General features: G+C 58.3%; 16 protein-coding genes and 2 pseudogenes. 7 read left to right on the top strand and 11 right to left on the bottom strand.

From position 1 onward, the window contains the following. Window positions 1–257: 257 nt before the first annotated feature. A pseudogene (locus NKH63_RS19630) lies at window positions 258–920 on the bottom strand (IS110 family transposase); the annotation flags it as partial. Between the two features lie 244 nt (window positions 921–1,164). On the opposite strand from NKH63_RS19630, the pseudogene NKH63_RS31370 reads away from it, so the two are divergent. Then, window positions 1,165–1,443: pseudogene (locus NKH63_RS31370) on the top strand (integrase core domain-containing protein); the annotation flags it as partial. 305 nt (window positions 1,444–1,748) lie between these two features. On the opposite strand, the gene NKH63_RS19620 reads toward NKH63_RS31370, so the two are convergent. From NKH63_RS19620 to NKH63_RS19600, 5 genes are read right to left on the bottom strand one after another with little or no spacing between them, the layout of a single operon-like run. After that, window positions 1,749–2,900 (bottom strand): hypothetical protein, encoded by a 1,152-nt coding sequence (locus NKH63_RS19620; protein WP_352918445.1) that lies wholly within the window; start codon window positions 2,898–2,900, stop codon window positions 1,749–1,751. Then, window positions 2,900–3,448, bottom strand: a complete 549-nt coding sequence (locus NKH63_RS19615; RefSeq protein ID WP_352918443.1) for a phospholipase D-like domain-containing protein — start codon at window positions 3,446–3,448, stop codon at window positions 2,900–2,902. The genes NKH63_RS19620 and NKH63_RS19615 overlap by 1 nt, the downstream gene beginning before the upstream one ends. A 10-nt stretch (window positions 3,449–3,458) precedes the next feature. Next, window positions 3,459–4,577: a hypothetical protein gene (locus tag NKH63_RS19610; RefSeq protein WP_352842565.1), complete on the bottom strand. Its 1,119-nt coding sequence runs from the start codon at window positions 4,575–4,577 to the stop codon at window positions 3,459–3,461. After that, complete coding sequence (locus tag NKH63_RS19605; RefSeq protein ID WP_352918441.1) at window positions 4,574–5,926, bottom strand: ATP-binding protein; 1,353 nt, start codon at window positions 5,924–5,926, stop codon at window positions 4,574–4,576. Before NKH63_RS19605 ends, NKH63_RS19610 begins: the two co-directional genes overlap by 4 nt. Beyond that, window positions 5,923–7,746: an ATP-binding cassette domain-containing protein gene (locus tag NKH63_RS19600; protein WP_352842567.1), complete on the bottom strand. Its 1,824-nt coding sequence runs from the start codon at window positions 7,744–7,746 to the stop codon at window positions 5,923–5,925. The genes NKH63_RS19605 and NKH63_RS19600 overlap by 4 nt, the downstream gene beginning before the upstream one ends. Before the next feature lie 520 nt (window positions 7,747–8,266). On the opposite strand from NKH63_RS19600, the gene NKH63_RS19595 reads away from it, so the two are divergent. Continuing rightward, window positions 8,267–8,902, top strand: a complete 636-nt coding sequence (locus NKH63_RS19595) for a recombinase family protein (RefSeq protein ID WP_352918439.1) — start codon at window positions 8,267–8,269, stop codon at window positions 8,900–8,902. Between the two features lie 66 nt (window positions 8,903–8,968). Here the strand turns inward: NKH63_RS19595 and NKH63_RS31365 are convergent, their stop codons facing one another. From NKH63_RS31365 to NKH63_RS19570, 5 genes are all read right to left on the bottom strand, one after another. Further along, window positions 8,969–9,376, bottom strand: a complete 408-nt coding sequence (locus NKH63_RS31365) for a hypothetical protein (protein WP_502896344.1) — start codon at window positions 9,374–9,376, stop codon at window positions 8,969–8,971. A 326-nt stretch (window positions 9,377–9,702) separates the two neighbouring features. Further along, on the bottom strand, window positions 9,703–9,927 hold the full coding sequence (locus NKH63_RS19585; protein WP_352918452.1) for a hypothetical protein: 225 nt from the start codon (window positions 9,925–9,927) through the stop codon (window positions 9,703–9,705). A gap of 226 nt (window positions 9,928–10,153) precedes the next feature. Continuing rightward, window positions 10,154–10,366, bottom strand: a complete 213-nt coding sequence (locus NKH63_RS19580; RefSeq protein ID WP_352918435.1) for a ferredoxin — start codon at window positions 10,364–10,366, stop codon at window positions 10,154–10,156. Between the two features lie 41 nt (window positions 10,367–10,407). Then, window positions 10,408–11,625, bottom strand: a complete 1,218-nt coding sequence (locus tag NKH63_RS19575) for a cytochrome P450 (RefSeq protein ID WP_352918434.1) — start codon at window positions 11,623–11,625, stop codon at window positions 10,408–10,410. A gap of 853 nt (window positions 11,626–12,478) precedes the next feature. Beyond that, window positions 12,479–13,546 (bottom strand): hemin-degrading factor, encoded by a 1,068-nt coding sequence (locus NKH63_RS19570; RefSeq protein ID WP_352725743.1) that lies wholly within the window; start codon window positions 13,544–13,546, stop codon window positions 12,479–12,481. Window positions 13,547–14,271: 725 nt separating this feature from the next. Here NKH63_RS19570 and NKH63_RS19565 point away from each other — a divergent pair. From NKH63_RS19565 to nifW, 5 genes are all read left to right on the top strand, one after another. Next, complete coding sequence (locus NKH63_RS19565) at window positions 14,272–14,592, top strand: iron-sulfur cluster assembly accessory protein (RefSeq protein ID WP_352815951.1); 321 nt, start codon at window positions 14,272–14,274, stop codon at window positions 14,590–14,592. Between the two features lie 264 nt (window positions 14,593–14,856). Next, window positions 14,857–15,102, top strand: a complete 246-nt coding sequence (locus NKH63_RS19560) for a NifU family protein (protein ID WP_352815953.1) — start codon at window positions 14,857–14,859, stop codon at window positions 15,100–15,102. Then, window positions 15,053–16,270, top strand: a complete 1,218-nt coding sequence (nifS, locus tag NKH63_RS19555) for a cysteine desulfurase NifS (protein ID WP_352918431.1) — start codon at window positions 15,053–15,055, stop codon at window positions 16,268–16,270. Before NKH63_RS19560 ends, nifS begins: the two co-directional genes overlap by 50 nt. Continuing rightward, on the top strand, window positions 16,267–17,475 hold the full coding sequence (nifV, locus tag NKH63_RS19550) for a homocitrate synthase (protein ID WP_352918429.1): 1,209 nt from the start codon (window positions 16,267–16,269) through the stop codon (window positions 17,473–17,475). Before nifS ends, nifV begins: the two co-directional genes overlap by 4 nt. Continuing rightward, on the top strand, window positions 17,472–17,852 hold the full coding sequence (nifW, locus tag NKH63_RS19545) for a nitrogenase stabilizing/protective protein NifW (RefSeq protein ID WP_352503026.1): 381 nt from the start codon (window positions 17,472–17,474) through the stop codon (window positions 17,850–17,852). The genes nifV and nifW overlap by 4 nt, the downstream gene beginning before the upstream one ends. Window positions 17,853–17,976 lie beyond the last annotated feature (124 nt).

The raw sequence follows: 17,976 nt of genomic DNA, 5'->3' as shown, positions 1-17,976 counted from the left end.
TGTGCGCACAGGTTGGTTCAAGGCAGTTCATCTGAAGTCCGCTGCCGGCCAGAGGCTGCGCACGCTCACCGCCGCGCGCAAGGCTACGGTCAGGGCGGTCACTGCCAACGAGCAGGTCATCCGAGGCTTGTTGCGTCCCCTGGGGCTAAAGATTGGCGCCGTCACGCGCGTTCGTTTCGAGGCAAGGGTTCGACAGCTGGTCGGAGCGGATCGGCTGTTGCTGGGTATCTTTGAACCGCTCTTGCAGATGCACAGGTGTCAAGGCCGGGCAACGTCATCAGGCGGCGGATTGTCGGATCCTGAAGGGCATGTACGGCGATATCCGCCTCGACCACCGTCAACGCCTCGTTGATCTGGTTAATCAAGCCGAGGTGGCGCTCGATGGCGGCGCGCTCATCCGCAGGCAATATTTGCCTCGTCAGCCATTTGCGCCCGCTGATCCCGACGAGGTTCCCATGCGGACACGGCGGGATCAGGTGGGCGTGGAGGATTGACTGGATCAGGTTCTTCAGCCGCGAACGCTGGCGAACCAGCTGTGTCCGCCTGGTGACCTGTCTTCGGAGGGCAAGGGTCCCCGGATCCGGAACCCAGACCTCCGGCAGAAAGCCCGAGGCGTAGAGCTTCGCAAGGACAGTGGCGTCGATCGTGTCAGTCTTCACCTTCGCGTGCGCGATCATGTGCACCTGCTTGGGATTGGCGATCACGATCCGATCGACGTAGGGCGACAGCACTTCAGCGACGGCAGCAGCATTGCCCGTGGCCTCGATCACCACATGATCATCGTGGGTGAGTTCCTTCCTGGCGAACTCCTCGAGCTTGTTGCGCAGCATTTGAACGCGGCCGAGCTTGACGACCTTGCCATCAAGCAACGACACGACCTCGGCGGCTACGCGGTGTATGTCCATGCCGATAATACGCACGGTTCCCTCCATCTTGGTCACGAACAGGGAGCGAGCGGGCAACACGACAAATACGGATCCGCGCTCGCAGCGCATCCGGGCGAGTCGTAGGGGCGGCCAGATAATGTGCTCGAACTCGCAGTTCATCTGCATACGACGGCCTGCCCGCACTTGCGTGCTCCCGGTGCCGCGTGGCCCGGATGCGCCAAGCTTAACGAACCTGACGTACCGAACAAACGATGGCACCAAGAACATCATGCCGGATAATGGCTTCATCGAGAGCTTCAACGGCCGACTGCGCGATGAACTGCTCAACGAGACGCTGTTTACTGCGCTGGCTCAGGCACGCCTCGCCATCGCCCTGTGGCGCGCCGACTACAACACCGCGCAGCCGCATTCCCAAATCGCCCGGCAGACACCGGCCGAGTTCGCCACCACCTTCAATCTGCGACGGTCGCTCGCGCTGCGCTATGCCAAAGGCTCCGCGCCAGCGCCCGTCGCTTCACCCGCCCAGCAGGGCACAACCCACGCCGGAACTCAAAACTGGATAGAAACTGGGCGCAACGTCAATCGCTCTATGACATTTGAGTGCCTCCCAGTGCGCAATCGCTTCGTCGGCCTTCTCTCGCCCGGAAAGAACGGGTGTGAATTTTTCATGGAATGAGGACCCCGTTTTGAGGGGTGCTTTTCGTACCTTTTACGCGAAAATGCGGGGTTCGGATTCCACGGTCATTCACAACCGGCGGCTCTTTGGCGACGTGTGGATGTACGCGGGCGGAAAGCCGGCGCGTCGGTTCCCCCTACCTTCATGCGGGTTCCTGAACTCCCCAATTTGCAATTGAGAGTCTCCTACCGGTAGCTCTGCAAAATCTTTTCAGCCATATCTTCCGTAATTCGCTCGCCAGGCTCCAGTTCAAAGCGCCGCAGCGACCGCTCCAACACGCGCTTGCAATCAATGAACAAATTTCTCGGGGTCAGCGTAGTTGTATTCTGGACAATGAACTCAATCGCTTCCATCGTAAAAGGATAGACGTCCCCGGAATATTGAGAACCAGCCGTCCTGGCGAAATTGATCTGACTCTGCAAAAATTCGACCGCCTCGATGTCATTAAGCATAGGAATCTCAATGTACGGTCGAGTCATTCTCTTCAATAAATGCTGGGGCATTATCGCCTCGATGAGGGCCGTCGCAGCGGAAAAACTTATGACTAGCCCAAAACGATAGGGCAGCCCGTTAATTAGCTCCCTCAAACCGTTGAACACCAGTTCACTCTCAGAAGCCTTCGCCTCGGCTAAAATCTCGGCCTCGTCTATAAAAAGATATACCGATTCTAGAATCCGCACCCCCGGGCGTATCTCCGATATCAATACTCTAAATAGATCTGACAGGACTTTCGCCGCCACAAAATCCGAGTCTATCTTTCCCTCGTATTCATCGCCGTCATTCCTTTCGGCTCCGCTCAGAAACAGAAAAAGACCCTTCCCCTCATCTGCGCTTCCGCGAGCTAGAAGCTTGATCATATTCTGGTCATCCGCTGGAAACTGGTTTATAGCTGTTTCGTAGAACGATGACCGGTTTTTGACATCAGGAATACCGGCTGCCGCAGCAAGCTCGTCTATTATTTTATCAAGTTGGACCTTAATGGCGCTACAATACGTTCTTATATTTTCCCGTCCAATAACCTTGACTACATACTTTGTCAATTCTAAGAAATTTAACTTACTTGAAACACGAGGCCTCTCTACATATACGGCCAGAGAGTTAAACTCGTCCGCCTTCTCGGCAATCATTGTCTTTAGATATCTTAGAGCGTGGCTTTTTCCTGCACCGTACTCGCCATGAACAACTACAAATTCAGTAATACCTATGTCTCGACCTCTTACTCCCTTGATTATGTCTATAAGGTCTAGCTTTAATTCCTGCCTTCCCGCCCAATTGTGGACCGGGCCATCTGGAACAATTGGGAATGGGTCATGCTTCAGGTCAAACTTCTCTAACATCATATCTCCCCCAACTCACCTTTCGGTTGTCCATTTACAATCCAAGCCTCAAATGTTTGCGCTCCGCCTAGTTCTTCCATTCGCGCAATCTCGCGATGGCAGGCGCTACCAACACCTACTCCCTCTACCTCGCTAACCACCTCGTGGTTTCGTTCAAACCCACCTACAGTGAAGTTAGAAGAACCTATGAACGTGCGATAATAGCCCTTTCGATACTCGAAATGGTACACTTTCGCATGCAGGTAGGGGCTGGCGCGGATAAAGATACGAACACCCTGCGCCGCGAGCCGCCGCGCGACATCCAATTTCATTGCTTGGGGATCAGCTCCTGGCGGTCGAGTGATAATATTAATGCTGTCAGTCCCCCGTCGGTTGAGGAAACTACAGAACCCAAGAAGGTCGTTGAACGGTGCGGGCAGTTTGTCGAAGAAGGGCGAGCACACAACCATGTGCGCAATATCGTCGCTCATTGACGATATGAAGCGCCGCCGGAACGTTTTCGTATAGTGAACGTCATGTGCCGTCACCCTCTCCTTCGGCAGTAGCATCAATATCCCCCTACTTTGCCCTATAGAATCCTACTAACCCCTTATGGGCGGAGAATCTCTCAAGAATAGCTTTCTTTTCATGAAATAGCTTCTCTAAGAGCGAAACCCAGTCATATCTTTTTTTATCCTGATATGCGCGATACTGAATATACTCGATAGGGAGCCGCAAGGAAGCCTGGGCCGCATGCACAAGTTTGGCGTCCCTGAAACTCGCCACCATCACATCGGATACATCAGAGACTAACGCAGCTACGTCCGCTTCGCTGGGCTCGGTCTCATACGCCGCAAATTCGAGTTGGTCTTCAAAGGGCCCCCCCTTTTGTAGCGCAGGAACGATCCGCAGAGCGTCCTGCACGCCCGAGTCCGGTCCAAGCCAGAAGTAACTTCCTGAGGGCTCCAAGGTGCGTAGCACGTCGGTTCCGAATTTCGTTAGTGTCTTTGACGTGCGATCCCATATGCCCAACTCGTGCAACCAACCCTGACGGGGTGCCGAATGGTGCCGAGCCGTGTTCATGGTGGGCACGTCAATGCGATAATCACCTGCCCCTCCCCTTGGCGCGGAAAGCCAGGAAATCTGCTCTGCGATTCGCGATAGAAGTATTTTTTCGGGGAACACCTCCACCAACCAAGCCTTCCGTTCTTCCCTCAACGCCGTCTGTGCGAAAACAAAGTATTCCTGGATGTTTGCACCGTGCATCCCGGTGAAATACTTTATGACTGGGTAAAGATAGTCGGAATCGGCCTGTAGAACGGTTCTTGCGAGATAGAATTGGTAAAAACCAGCATCGTTAGCTGCTTTTGCGCCAAGAACTGATCGACCTGTCTCAGTCGGCGCCAGACGCTGGAGCTTTGTCTCCCTGGATGACACGGTAGCGATCAAATCCATCGCCTGCGCAAAGTTAATAATTTCCGACAGGTATGTGTCGGCGGGTTCATTGCGCCTGTCTTCGCTTTGCGACCGCAGCTCTGCCACGACTTCTTCCTTGTATGCCGAGGCCCGCCCGGCGAAACACTCAAGGACCGAGACGATCCGAACGAGATCATATGCTCCGGTCGTGTATCCGATGTAGCGGGAGAGCGCTTTCGCCAGCGCTTTTTCTGCATCCGAACGCGTGCCCCCAAACGTCACTTAGGCGTGGCTCCACCATGTGCAGTCATACGAGGTCGAACTTTTAGTATGAATGCACGGCCGCTAGCCGCGTCAGCAACAACGGCTTCGCCCGGGCCAAGGCTCCGAATGACGTCGGCGATAGATGATACCTTTTGATTGTCAACATCATATTCAACGTTGGCGCGTGTAGGCATTCTTGCCACCGCAGCAGACAAGTCGGTCTCAAATCCGAGCATATGTGTTATGGAGAGGTCCACTTGGCTCATGAGCTTTGAATTTACCGCCGATGGCTGCTGAGTGGCAAAGACAAGAGAAAGCCCTGCGTCTCGGCCGCGCTTGACATAATCTATAAGCGGTCCGGTTGCGGCAGTTGTGCCGTCGGACGGTACTAGCACGTGGGCTTCGTCAAGCACCAGCCAAAGCCGCCCGGTCAATTCTGCGCTTGGCCCCTCCGAGGGGTTGGGCGCCCGCAGTGCGACCTTCCTAGCCTGCTGTATCCGGCCCATTCGATCCGCGACGAGCCTAGATACCACTCCCACCACGAGCCCTCTTATCGACTCCGCTAGATTCCTCATTAACACAACCGATAGGCGGCTAGGTCTGAGAAGCTCGTCTATTGATAGTCCGGTGGGCTCGATAATGCGGGTCGTAGCAAGGCTCTCTAGTCTCCACTGAAGCCCGTCAATGGTCCCTTGCTGGAAGCTTCCGAGCGCCTGTCCGGCAGCACACGCCTGGGCGAGCTCACTTGGCGTGGCGGCGCCCACGTCGGCTAAAAGCGTTATCAGCGCTTGGCCCATCGCGCTAAAGCGCTCAAGTTCCAGAATTGCCAACCAATCAGCGGTCGATAATTGGTCAGCCGAAAGTGCGAAATGAACGGCGCCCGGAACTTGGGTATCGCTCCCAAGAGGAACCAACACGTGGACGTTTGCAACGCGGTTGGGTTGGAGCCCCCACCGACCCAAGTCGGCCAATTGGGATTGATCGTCTACGATAGTCGGCTTGGGCTCGTAGGCTAGGGTCCAAAACTGGTCCTGAACGTCAAATACAATAGCGGCCTCTCTAACTGGCCCCGAAGCCGCTTCCGGAATAAATACACCTTCTAGAAGCACCCCCAGATCGAAGCTCTTGCCACTTCCCCGACTGCCAAAAATCCCCACCACGTGGGGGAAGGCAATATCGCACTGCACGCCGTAGTCGAGGACGTTTGAGGCGCGTCCCTGTTCGATAATTTTTCCAATGAAAGCGGTGCGACCTTCGCTGTCCGGTCGCCGTCCAATAATAACGCTCTTATTTTTACTATCTATCGAGAAATTGTTTTGGCTTTTAGTGTGAAACCTGGTCGAGCTAAAAACCTTCTTGTAATTCATTCTCTCCCCTCCAGAAGCGGTTTATTCCCTCTCCGCAATAGTATCTTCTGATCTGGATTGAGAACATCTGAAATTCTTTCGTATGCGGCGGTCGCTACGATGCACGCAGAGTTATATTGGCACGTCAATATTTTGATTCCCTTACAGACCGCCGCAACTGTATATTTGTCCAGTGGCTCACAGAAGTTATCAACTATCACTACATCCGGACACGCTAGAAACGCCAGCGCAAGTTGCAGCCTATATCTCTGTCCCGAACTTAGGCTCCGAACGGGCCGCACAAAAAGCTGTGGTTCTGCAAGTCCGCAATGTGCAGCTACCTTCAAGAAGTCCGACAACGACGCGCGGCCCTTCAAATCGAGAGGAGTCAGCGCCGGAGGTAGGGCGGCGAGCGTGGCAACAGTCGCCGCCCTGTCAGAGAGACCAGTTGCAGTTACGCCGTTCTCGAGTGCCGCAGCTTCCGTACCCTCCCGATTGCCCAAAAGCCGGAGCAGGGTGTCAAGTAGAAGTGTTTTTCCCGATCCGCTAGCTCCACATATCAGCGTAATTTGCTTAGGCTGAATGCGAAACGTGAGGCCCTCCACAACTGTCGATGTAAGGTTTGCACCGACGAATCCAAAAGCGTCCTGTATATTTCGAGATTCTGATGTCTGAGCCATCGCGGATTTTGCGATAATATTTATGTCAGCCAACTCCCAGCCGGGAAGTGCCCTGCTCCTCTGAGAGGCTTTTGTGCGTTGTCCCCCCGTTTCAGCGCGTCGGCGAAGTTCAACGTATTTTCTGGCTGCCTCACTTAGACCGGCAACGTAGCAAGGCTTTGGCTTTCTGTTCAGCCGATGAAGGGCCTCCCATGTTTTCTGATCAAGTGCCGCCGGAACATGCTTGAGGGAGCCTATCGCATCCGCCAGCGAAACGTCGTTCTCCTTTAGAAATTTCAGCAACTGCGAAGCATAGCCCCTTTGTAGGGTCATGATCCCGCCGCCGCCCTGAGGCATGGCCTTCGTGCCTTCTTCGGACAAAGCCTTTTTCAACAAGTAGTTCATGTCCTTCGTAAGCCGGTGTTCGTTACCCTCTGTGTTCCCCATAAAAGCGAAGGGCCCGTCAACGAACTTATAGTATCTGAGCATATCGGCGGTTATTTCGAGGAAGCGGGCGCCATAACCTCCGTAGTGCCACCGTTCTGCGGCATAGTTCCGCGCGGCTTGTGCAAAATGTTTGGCGAGCCCCAAGCCCCGTATCTCGGGATGGATCACGAATCGAGAAATCCTGCAGATTATGTTCGAATAGGCTTTGGTCGCGTCACGATCCCACGAGGTCCAGTGTATGCCTCCGATCTCTTTGTAAGGAAAGTCGAAAAACTTCTTCCGCGCCGTGTTCGCTATCATGCTCGATGAGAGTTCAACAAAACCTAGGAGCGCCGGCAGGTCCCACAAGTCGGATTTAGCAATTATCGGCACAATCCGGCCCGCACCCCCGCCTCCGCGATAGTGAAATTTTTTCAGATTTTCAAACTGGGATAACTCCTCCGCCGTCTCAATCTCTTTGAAGCAAACGGTCGCTGGTGTCCCCCCAACGTCAATGGTCTCGTTTTTTTCCCAAGGGATTCCGACTTCAATCCAGCGATTGTCTTTCCTTGCCAAAACCTTGATCGAAGGGCCGCTGAGCGAGAGCACGTCTTCCTTTCCCACTGGAAGGAAACGACGTGCCAGTATCGTCCGCCCGTTATCCAGACGAATCTGCGACTCGTGGCCCAGCACGACTCGGCCCACGACCACAACCTTGGCGTCCTTGTCGGCATCTCTGTCTGATATTCTAAGCATCTTACTCCCGGCCCAAGTCTCTCTGCGGTGCGCTAAGATAGCGCTTGTTCGAGTGGCTGACCAGGCCGGCATTGCCCCCTTCTAGGCCGCAAAAACTGCCAAAAGTTTGGGGCGGGAGTTTGAAAATAGTCAAAAAAAACAAGGCATCAAACTCGACAGTTGATGAACCCAGACACCCCCCGCCGGGTCATTCGGCCTAAGCTTCCGATCGTCAATCTTTTTTGCATCTATAACCGAGTAGGTGACGCCGCTTTGGTCTTTCGGCGAGTTCCCGGCGAGTTCCTCGTTAGGGCCCAATTCCGGCGGGGGCGGCCCACGACAATTCTTCTCATCTACTAGGGGTTCCTTCCGACTGAATACGGGTCCTATCAGAGCCGACCCTTCAATGACACTCGTCCGAAAGGGTATAGCCCAGCGTACAGTGCTGGCCTCTTTCTGAAAGCATGTCCGTTAGGGTTGATTTTGATCAACGGACAGTCTAATCAGCGTACATCACGCTAACGGACACCGAAGGAAACCCATGTCCAAGACCATCCTCTATGCCCGCGTCTCGACAGTTGACCAGACGCTCGCCCACCAGCGGACCCAAGCGGAGGCCGCTGGGTTCACGATTGACGAGGTTGTGGCTGACCACGGGGTCTCCGGGGTGAGCACCACGCTTGCCGAGCGCCCCGAGGGCCGCAGGCTCCGGGATATGCTGCGCCGGGGGGACACGCTGGTGGTCCGCTGGGTAGACCGGCTGGGCCGCAACTACCAGGATGTTTGTGACACAATTCGGGAGTTCATGCGCAAGGGCGTGGTGGTCCGCACGGTGATCAATTCCATGACGTTCGACGGGGCAACAAAAGACCTCATGCGGCAGGCCGTGAGGGATGCCCTGATAGCCTTCATGGCGGCAACCGCACAAGCGCAGGCCGAGGCCACGAAGGAGGCCCAGCGGGCAGGCATAGCGGCCGCTCGGGCACAGGAGGACCGCTACCGCGGCCGCAAGCCGAGCTACAACCGAGCCACACTACGAACGGTGACCGAGATGCTGGCCCATGGGGAGGGAGCGTCGGCTATCGCAAGGGCGTCGGGCCTCACTCGCCAGACGATATTGCGCATCAAGGACGACCCAATCTCTGCGGACCGGGCGCTTTCGGCTTGGGGCCTTTGAAGGGGAGAACACAACAATGGTTGAGACAACGGCAGTAGTGTTTATGGTAGCGTACGCGGCGCTCGGCTAGCCGTCCTGTTTTGGAATTGGTTTCTCCGCTGGCTCTGACAGGGCGAACTGCCACGGGGACTCCATCAGCGACGACAGGCAAAATTGTCCCGAATGCGTGTGCTGTAGAATTTCCCAAGTGACGAGGCCGTCAGAAGACCGTTCAGCGTCGGCTGGTCGATGTTGCAGTATTGATACCATTTCGACTTCAGCTGAAGCAACAGCAACTGGGTCGAGAAGCGCGTGTCCTAGAAGCAATCTCGCTTCATCAAACTGCTTTCTTCGGAAGTCGAGACAGGTAAACTCGGAGAGGCCAACAGCCCCGACGTGCGTGACCTCGACAACTTCGCCGGAGGCGGCCTCTCCCTCGATATGTGAGCTGTCTACCAGCAGCGGATCTTCACCTACCGTGATTACGGTTAGCACAGACCGGGCTTCGTCGGTGAACAGAAACTTGCACTGCCCAAGACCTGTACCCGCACAGTCGTCCGTTTCCGGATAAGTCGCACACACCTCCGGGCGCCCTACCCACTGCCCCTTCGGGACGCTGGCGGGCTTCCATCCTCGGCTTAGCAGCGTTTGACGGGCTTTCGGGTACCTCATCCCGCTCACCGGCTAAGTCCCTCGCCAGGGCCGGCTCCGCCGCAGCAAAGCTTGCAAGTGCGAAAGCGATTAAGGCGGAGGCGGTCTTCAATGTCATCTCCTTCTGAACTGCGTCCCTGCGGAGGGTGCGATTAGAAAGTCACCCGCCGTCAGCTCGGGTCTGTCTGTCGGCCAATCTCGGCAATATCCTCAAAGGCCGAGCGGATTTGGGGCCAGGGGAACTCGACATCGTCTTCCGAAAGCTGACCTTCCTTAAGCACGGCATCAAGTTTGGCTGCCACGCTGCGCAGCGCCGCTTCATCCGCGCGGTCTATTCCGCGGCAGTACCGATAGAGGCAGTCGCGGATCGCCTCCACGGTCAAGTAGTTCGGCAATTTTCGCCTGATCCATCGGCTCTGTCGCAATTCTGTGATTGGAAGCGGTGTTTCGGCAACCCGCGCCCTGCATTTTGCGCGTCAGAGCACCTCAACACCGGAGACGCCCCCCTAGGCAGTTGGACGAGGACGGTGCCGGGACAGGGATCGCGCGCCGTCCTTTCGCAGTGTGCGGCCACATGGTCGACCCATTCAAGTCCGCCTAGACTCTCGACTTGAATGCCGCTTATTCAACCCGCGCAGCCGGTGTACGGTCGAGTTCCAGCGCACGTTCAGGGCAGGATCGCGCGCCTCGCGATGCAGGCAGCTCCTCCCCTTCCGCAACTTCAATGTCACCAGGCAGGATGTAACCCTCGTCATCAAGCTTGAAGATGTCCGGCGCTTGCGCCGCGCATCGCGCGTGACCCTGGCATTTGGCATTTTGGACGATGATGCGCATGGCGCTGCCTCCATTCTCTGTGCGCCGGCTTGGGGGCGGGCCTAGGACCAGTCCAGGATCAAATTTTCGATCCCGAATACATGGCCGCCAGAGGTTATGGGTGCCGTACCCTGCTTGATCCTGAAAGCCGGGATGCGCGCCAGCCACTCCTCCAGGCCAATGACAATCTCCCGCCGGGCAAGGTGTGAGCCAAGGCAACGGTGGGGACCATAGCCAAAGGCGGCGTGGCGGTTGTCCTCCCGCTCCAAATCGATCGTGTTGGGGCATTCGAATTCCGCCGGGTCACGATTGGCAATCATCGTGGCGCAGGAAACATAGTCCCCCTTCCGGATCGGCGCGCCTTCGAAGTCGATATCTTTCGTAGCCACGCGGATCAACTGAATGGGCGGATAGGCCCGCAGCAATTCTTCGGTTGCGAGCGGGATGCGGTCCGGTTCGCTCCGCAGCAATTGCTGATCTTTGAGGTTGCGCGCGAGGTACGCCAAGTCAAAGCCCATAGCTGCTGCGACCGTGTCGAGCCCAGCGACGAAGACAAGCACGCCGATGCCGCGGACTTGGGTGTCCGTCAGCCGGCGGCCCTCGACCTGTGCCTGCACGATAAAGGTCATGAAATCGTCAACCGCCTCCTGGCGGCGCATGGCTGCAAGTTCGTCGATGAATGCCACGATCGTCCGGGCAGCCACAGGTCGTTCCTTATCGTCGCCGTGGAGCAGATCTTTCCCCCAGCCGACGAATGTATCGAGTCGGTCATCGGGCAACCCCAGAAAGCGAAGAAAGGTGCTCACCGCGAAAGGAAAGGCAAAATCCTTCATCACGTCGCAGCTTGTGCCCGACGCGGCGATCCTTTCGATCAGCTCGACCGCCCGTTCGCGGACAGCCGGTTCCAAAGCCAACACCCGCTTTGGCGAAAGCAGCGGATTGAGCAGTGAGCGAAAGACGCCATGGGCCGGTGGATCGAGCTCAAGCGGGATCGTCGGCCAGTTTTCACCCAGTATGGAGGAGAAGATGCTGCGATGGCTGGAAAAAGTCTCTGCGTCCTGCAGCACCTTCCGCTGGTCCGCGGCACGGGTGATGACCCAGGTTCCCCGGCCATCTTGCGTGTTGTAGCGGGAGTAAAAGATCGGAGGCCCGTCATGTACGCAAGCGACAGCTGCGTGTGGATCCCCGTTGGGTGTTGGTGGCATCCCTGGCGATGTAAACAGGCTGAAGTCCCTCACCATTTCGGGCGGGACATGATCTGGAACGGGGTTGGTCGCCATTTTGTTTTCTCTACATTGGCGTTCATGGCTCGATTGAGATTGCACCGCTGTTCATAAAGTCGATTTCCAGCATGGGCACGTCTCTTGTCGGGCGCCTTCTAGATTCTGTCGCCTGATACAGCCCACCTGCACCAGCGCGGATGAGATCGGTTGCGAAGTCGATCAGAAGGGGCATCTCCGCCGCGCTGCGGTCATGAAGCAAAGCCGCCGCTTATCCCCGTTAGGGTTGAGAGGCTGGTCAATCACCTCTGAGCTCCGTGACGCACTGCTGATGCCCTGCTGATCAAATTGTCGAAGCAAGTCGCGTGCCGGATAGGCGTACCCATGGCGCTGCACCAAGCAATGCCAGCCTGCACTAGGCCCGCCGCTGATGATCACCTGTCCATCATTCTTAGGACAACGTCCGACAACCGACATCCGTGGTCGGTTTTGTCGAGTTCGCGACATGGGGCTGTTCGGCTTGGCTGCTGCTGCACAGCCTTCCGGTCGACGAGCGAGGAGATCGCTCGCACGGCCCGGATTGAGCAACGACGCGATCCAGCGCAAGGTTCGGGTGCGGTCCGACAAGACCCGGCCGCGCTTCCGCTTCGGTTCGGCGCTGATGGCATATGCGTTGTTGTAGCCGCTGCAAGGATTTCCGGTCAGACGAGCGATGCACTCGTGCGCAGCGATCCGGCCGGCGACGAGCCTGACTGTATCGATGCGGTCAATTCCGGCGTGCACACCTGACCGTGCGTATGCGCTAACACGGCAAGCTCTATCGCACATGGACCTATATTTCCTCGCGAGCCGCTGTCGGAACGTGGTGCCGAGTCCTATGGCGGCCGGTTCAATCCGAGGGCCTGTCGGCACTCTACACATCCCGGTCGTTCGGACCGGGAACGCGTGGCAGACTCTCGGCCAGAAACCGCCAGTCGCTGCGCTCGCGTTCGCCTTCCTTGCGCGTGCCGAAGAACTGGACGATCATCTTGCCGTCGGCGCCATAGGCTTCAACGGACGTGACGTGACCGTCCCTCGTCGGCTTGCGCACGGCCCAGACCTCGCGGATGTGATGAGTCCTAAGATGGAGATGGAAGTTCTCGTCAAGCACATTGATCCGCGGCCCGATCTGCTTGACCGACTTGATCGGGCCGGAATGGATCTGGATGCAACCACGATTGCCGACAAAGCACATGATCGGCATCTCGTCTTCGGCCGCCTGTTGGAACAGGGCGCCAACGGCATCATTGTCGAGCAGCCAGGCGTAATCCTCGTCGGCCATACGCATCGCCTGGCAGCGGCTGAGCTTCAGGGTCTTCAACATATGGTAGAACTGATGCACGTCGCTCAGCCGGCTCCAGTGCTCGCGTAGGTCGTCGACCGTGGCGGCTTGGTCTGGACTCACTGCATTATCGAGCGCCCCGCTCGCCTCGACCGATATGATCGGCTCCTGGTCGGAGGATACAAGCTCTGCCGCCAGATTCTGATAGGCGTGCAGGTTCGAGGCGGGCCTGAGATGTACTTTGTGCATCGCCTCGCCGGTGGCATCAAAGAATTGCAGGCTGCGGCGGATCTCGGCTCCCTCGCGCTTCTCGACGGCGAAGCCATACGCCCACGCTTTCGGGAAGATGCGCAGGTCGATCTCGTCGCCGAGCACCATGGCATGCGGGTTGCCGGTGACCACTTTGTCGTAGACGCCGATCTTTTGGTGCACGGCACTTTGGTTGCGGGTGACCGCCATCACCTCGCCGACCGCTTCGAGGCCGGTCAGCAGATCATCGACGCGCGGCTCGATGCGCACCGCGCCGTGACCACAATGCGCCGCGACCAATTCGGCTTCCGAAATGCCCAATCGAGCGGCGAGATCATGCTCCCGGATTTTCGGATTGTCTTCGCACGCCCGCCGGATTTCGTCCGGCGACGGTTTCTCGCGCTGGTCCATGTCTTACCCCTGCTTCCACCTACGTGTGAGGATCAGCTGCCCTGCCGGTGAATCTTCAGCCGATCGGGCGCGCCGTAATGCTCGACCCTGATCTGCTGCTGGCCCGTGAACAAAGTGTCGCTGGACAGCGTGCGCACGTCGTCGCACCCGCGCGAAAACCGGGGGTGCTATCGGAGCGGCGAGACCCGAGTGACACGAGCAGGCACATGCCGATGGAATCTCATCGAGCCGGTCGGTGGCCACCGGGCGGTGGTGAGCGATTGTGGGTGTTGTCGCAATCGGCCAATCGGTCATTCGGATGCCACGGGCGGCGCTGCTTCGCCAAACAAAGCGTGTCTGACCCAGTCCTGACATGTTGCTCCCTTGCTTCGCCGCATCGATCGCGAGGGCACCCACGACACGATTGTGGATCGGCAGTCTCTTGCCACCTCGCCAGTTGAGCTTCAAAAACCGTGCCAATTGGGCCGAAGCAAGCTCAGAAGAAGTCTTCTGTAATGGTCATTGGTTTAATGTGAGTTCAGCCAACAACTCAGGCCCAACATCCCGCGTGGCGGACCCGACAAACCCGACAGTACGTGTCGGTTGGCCGACACCTTCGCAGCAATGGACTCACAAGAACCACAGCAGTGTCAGAGATGCCGCGCTGTGTTGAAACGTTTTTTCGCTTTGGCACGGTGCATGCAACGTGATGCGCAAGCAGGTCCCGGACTGAGGAGAATGGAGCCATGATTACGCTCACCGACAACGCTGTTGCCGCCATCAAGACTGCTCTTTCCCGCGCCAGCGAGCCGGCGGAAGGCTTTCGCATCATGGTCCAGGCCGGCGGCTGCGCCGGCTTCAAATACTTAATGGGCCTGGAGAGCGTGTCGCGCGAGGGCGACGCGATCACCGAGACAGATGGGATCAAGCTGTTCGTGGACGCGGGCTCCCAACCGCATGTCGCCGGCATGACCGTCGACTTCCTCACCGGGCTCGAATCTTGCGGCTTTGTCTTCGATAACCCCAACGCGCGCGAGAAGTGCGGCTGCGGCAAGTCCTTCAGTTGATCGCCCGAAGCGCCTGTGCGGGTCCATGAAGCGATTGCCGCCGACGGACTCATTTGCGGCAGAGGAGGCTTATATGGCCGGCACAACAGATGTCCCTGTCCTCAAGAACAAGGCAAGGTCGAAGCCGATCTTGGGACCGGCAATCGCTTCAGGTAGGACGCAAAGAACGTCGCCTCCCGAAACAGTTCGGTTCCTGGTGGCACCCAAGCTGCTGGCCGCCAAATCGCGCCGCTGCGCCAAATTCGGCTTATCGATAACGTTGTCGTGTTCGGGCGTCCTTACCTGCGGGCTGACGGCGGCGACTGCGGACTTGTCCGTGTCGACGCCGATCCGGTCTACGTCAAACTCTCGGGCGTCTGCGCCGGCTGCCAGTTCGGGCCCATCATCATCAACGGCATACGCCAGAGGCTCAATGAGGCGGTCGCGCGCTCGCGTCATTCCGCTCAACTGAGGATCGCACATGAAACCTGTCTACCTCGACAACAACGCAACCACACGGGTCGATCCTGAGGTCGTGCAAGCGATGTTGCCGTTCTTTAGGGATCAATTCGGCAACCCTTCGTCGGCGCACGCTCTTGGCGCCTCAGTCAGTGCGGCGGTGAGAAAGGGGCGGAGGCAGTTGCAAGCTCTGATCGGCGCGGAGTTCGACGATGAGATCACCTTCACCTCGGGTGGGACAGAAAGCGACAATGCAGCGCTTCTTTCGGCGCTCGAGGCGGCGCCCAACCGAACCGAGATCGTGACGTCCGCGGTCGAGCATCCCGCCGTGCTGACGCTCTGCGCGCATCTTGAGAAGACCCGCCGCGTCAAGGTGCACAAGATCCCGGTGGATTGCCGTGGCCGGCTCGACCTCGACGCCTATATGGCCGCCCTCACCCCACAGGTCGCAATCGTCTCGATAATGTGGGCGAACAATGAGACTGGTGTGATCTTCCCCGTGGCCAGGCTTGCCGAGTTGGCCAAGGAAGTGGGCGCCCTTTTCCATACTGATGCTGTGCAGGCGGTCGGCAAGCTTCCGATGGACCTGAAGTCGACCGCAATCGACATGCTGTCGCTCTCCGGCCACAAGCTGCACGGGCCGAAAGGGATCGGCGCGCTTTTCGTAAAACGTGGCGTCAATTTCCACTCGCTGATCAAGGGGGGCCACCAAGAACACAACCGGCGTGCTGGCACCGAGAATACGCCCGGCATAGTCGGGCTCGGCATGGCGGCCGAACTCGCCTTGAAATTCATGGACGACGAGACCACACGGGTAAAGTCGCTCCGCGACCGTTTAGAGGACGGGATTCTCCAGCGCATCCCAAGCACCTGTGTCACTGGTGATCCCCTGGAACGGTTGCCCAACACCGCAAACATCTCCTTCGAACATGTCGAAAGTGATGGAATTCCACTTCTCCTCAGCCGCGTGGGCATCGCGTGTTCCTCCGGCTCCGCCTGCACCTCCGGCTCGCTGGAACCGAGCCATGTCCTGAGCGCGATGAAAACGCCACACGCGGCAGTCCGCTTCTCCTTGGCGCGGGACAACGGCGAAGCGGACGTCGACCGGGTGCTCGAGGTCATGCCGGCAATCGTGGAGAAGCTGCGTGGCTTTCCCAGTTCTGGGCCGGGTAACCGAACCTCCGAAGACGGTCAATCCGGTCTATGCCTGAGCGGCAGCAGAACCGGCTACCGTTCATGACCCGTCATGTCTTTCTCAACGATACGACCTTGCGCGATGGCGAGCAGGCGCCCGGCGTCGCCTTTACCACGACGGAAAAGCTGGAGATCGCCGAGTCTCTTGCGGCGGCCGGCGTCACAGAGATCGAGATCGGCACGCCGGTCATGGGCGCCGACGAGATCGAAACAATTCGCGCCGTGGTCGCGCGGTGTCTCCCGGTTCGGCTCATGGCCTGGTGCCGGATGACGTCGCTGGATCTCGATGCAGCGATCGAGAGCGGCGTCCACGCCATCAATCTATCGCTGCCTGCGTCGGACATCCAACTTGCCGCCAAGCTCGGCCTCGATAAGGCGGGAGCGCTCCAGGTCATCGAACGTATGGTCAGGCGCGCAGCCGCCGCCGGCTTCTTCGTCGCGGTGGGCTGCGAGGACGCCTCGCGGGCCAATCGGGATCATCTCGCCCGCGTCATCGAGACGGCTGCACGCGCCGGCGCAAGCCGCGTCAGGCTAGCCGACACAGTCGGCGTTCTCGACCCGTTTTCGACCTTCGAACTTGTCGCCCAGCTCGTGGCGCAGTCTCCAATCGAGCTTGAATTTCATGCGCACAACGATCTCGGACTTGCTGCCGCCAACACGCTGGCCGCGATCCGCGCAGGCGCGCGCCATGCGTCCGTCACCGTCCTGGGGCTCGGCGAGCGTGCGGGCAATGCCGCGCTGGAAGAGGTGGCCGCCGCGATGGCGGTCCTCGACGGCGCGAATACCGGCATCGAGCTGACCGCATTGCCCGACCTCGCCGCCCAGGTGGCTTGGGCCTCCCGCCGGCAGACCGCGGCCATTAAGCCGGTCGTGGGCGCCGATGTTTTCACCCACGAATCCGGCATTCACGTCGCAGGGCTGCTGAAGGACTCGCGTACTTATCAGGGGCTCGATCCGGCTCTCGTGGGCCGCTGCCGGCGTATCGTCATTGGCAAGCATTCCGGCGCCACTGCGATTGCCCATGTGCTGAGCGAAAGCGGTCGCGATCTCGACCCGGATTTGGCAGCCGCGATGGTGGCCCGCGTCCGGCGCGAGGCGGCCGAGACCAAATCGACCGTCACTGCAACTCAACTGGTCGAGCTCTACGATGAAATGTGCAGCGAGGCATCCCTCGCGGAGCTGTGCGGGTCCAGGTCAGCCGTGCGCGAGCCCACCGACACCACAGTTTTCCGACCAGGGAGAATGCAATGAATTGTTCCGCTGACAGCCGCCCCATCGATGTCACCGACATCCTCGCACGACTGAAGCGCCTGTCGGCTGCGGAGGAGTTCTTCGCAGTCCTTGGCGTCTCCTATGATCCGAAGGTGCTGAATGTCTCGCGGCTCCATATCATGAAGCGCGTGGGCCAATACCTTGCCGAAGAAGATTTCTCCGGTCTGCCCGACCAGGTGATTGCCGCGCGGGTGCGCGCGACGCTCGAACGCGCTTACGAGGACTTCGCGGTTTCCTCGCCGCTCACCCATCGGGTCTTCAAGGTGCTCAAAGACCACGATCCGAACAAACCTGCCACGCCGGGCCGCACCTTTGTCCCGTTCGACTCCGTACTGAAGCGGTTCGGACAGGAATGACCGCGACACGGGTTGCGACGCGACAATGTCGAGAAGCCGACAAATCCGGTCATCACCACGGCGCCCTCAGAAGCAACCAAGCGAAGTTCTAGGAATTGGGGGCAGCGCAAAACAGTTGGCACGA

The sequence above is a fragment of the Mesorhizobium sp. M0960 genome (assembly GCF_040319055.1).
GTDB lineage: Bacteria > Pseudomonadota > Alphaproteobacteria > Rhizobiales > Rhizobiaceae > Mesorhizobium.
Note: the sequence above shows the minus strand (reverse complement) of the source record. Positions and strands in the feature narration are given on the sequence as shown.

Bases quoted from the DNA above. Each gene is read 5' to 3' on its own strand.
- NKH63_RS19620 (WP_352918445.1), bottom strand. From the start codon at position 2,900: ATGTTAGAGAAGTTTGACCTGAAGCATGACCCATTCCCAATTGTTCCA.
- NKH63_RS19615 (WP_352918443.1), bottom strand. From the start codon at position 3,448: ATGCTACTGCCGAAGGAGAGGGTGACGGCACATGACGTTCACTATACG.
- NKH63_RS19605 (WP_352918441.1), bottom strand. From the start codon at position 5,926: ATGAATTACAAGAAGGTTTTTAGCTCGACCAGGTTTCACACTAAAAGC.
- NKH63_RS19600 (WP_352842567.1), bottom strand. From the start codon at position 7,746: ATGCTTAGAATATCAGACAGAGATGCCGACAAGGACGCCAAGGTTGTG.
- NKH63_RS19595 (WP_352918439.1), top strand. From the start codon at position 8,267: ATGTCCAAGACCATCCTCTATGCCCGCGTCTCGACAGTTGACCAGACG.
- NKH63_RS19580 (WP_352918435.1), bottom strand. From the start codon at position 10,366: ATGCGCATCATCGTCCAAAATGCCAAATGCCAGGGTCACGCGCGATGC.
- NKH63_RS19575 (WP_352918434.1), bottom strand. From the start codon at position 11,625: ATGGCGACCAACCCCGTTCCAGATCATGTCCCGCCCGAAATGGTGAGG.
- NKH63_RS19570 (WP_352725743.1), bottom strand. From the start codon at position 13,546: ATGGACCAGCGCGAGAAACCGTCGCCGGACGAAATCCGGCGGGCGTGC.
- NKH63_RS19565 (WP_352815951.1), top strand. From the start codon at position 14,272: ATGATTACGCTCACCGACAACGCTGTTGCCGCCATCAAGACTGCTCTT.
- nifS (WP_352918431.1), top strand. From the start codon at position 15,053: ATGAAACCTGTCTACCTCGACAACAACGCAACCACACGGGTCGATCCT.
- nifV (WP_352918429.1), top strand. From the start codon at position 16,267: ATGACCCGTCATGTCTTTCTCAACGATACGACCTTGCGCGATGGCGAG.
- nifW (WP_352503026.1), top strand. From the start codon at position 17,472: ATGAATTGTTCCGCTGACAGCCGCCCCATCGATGTCACCGACATCCTC.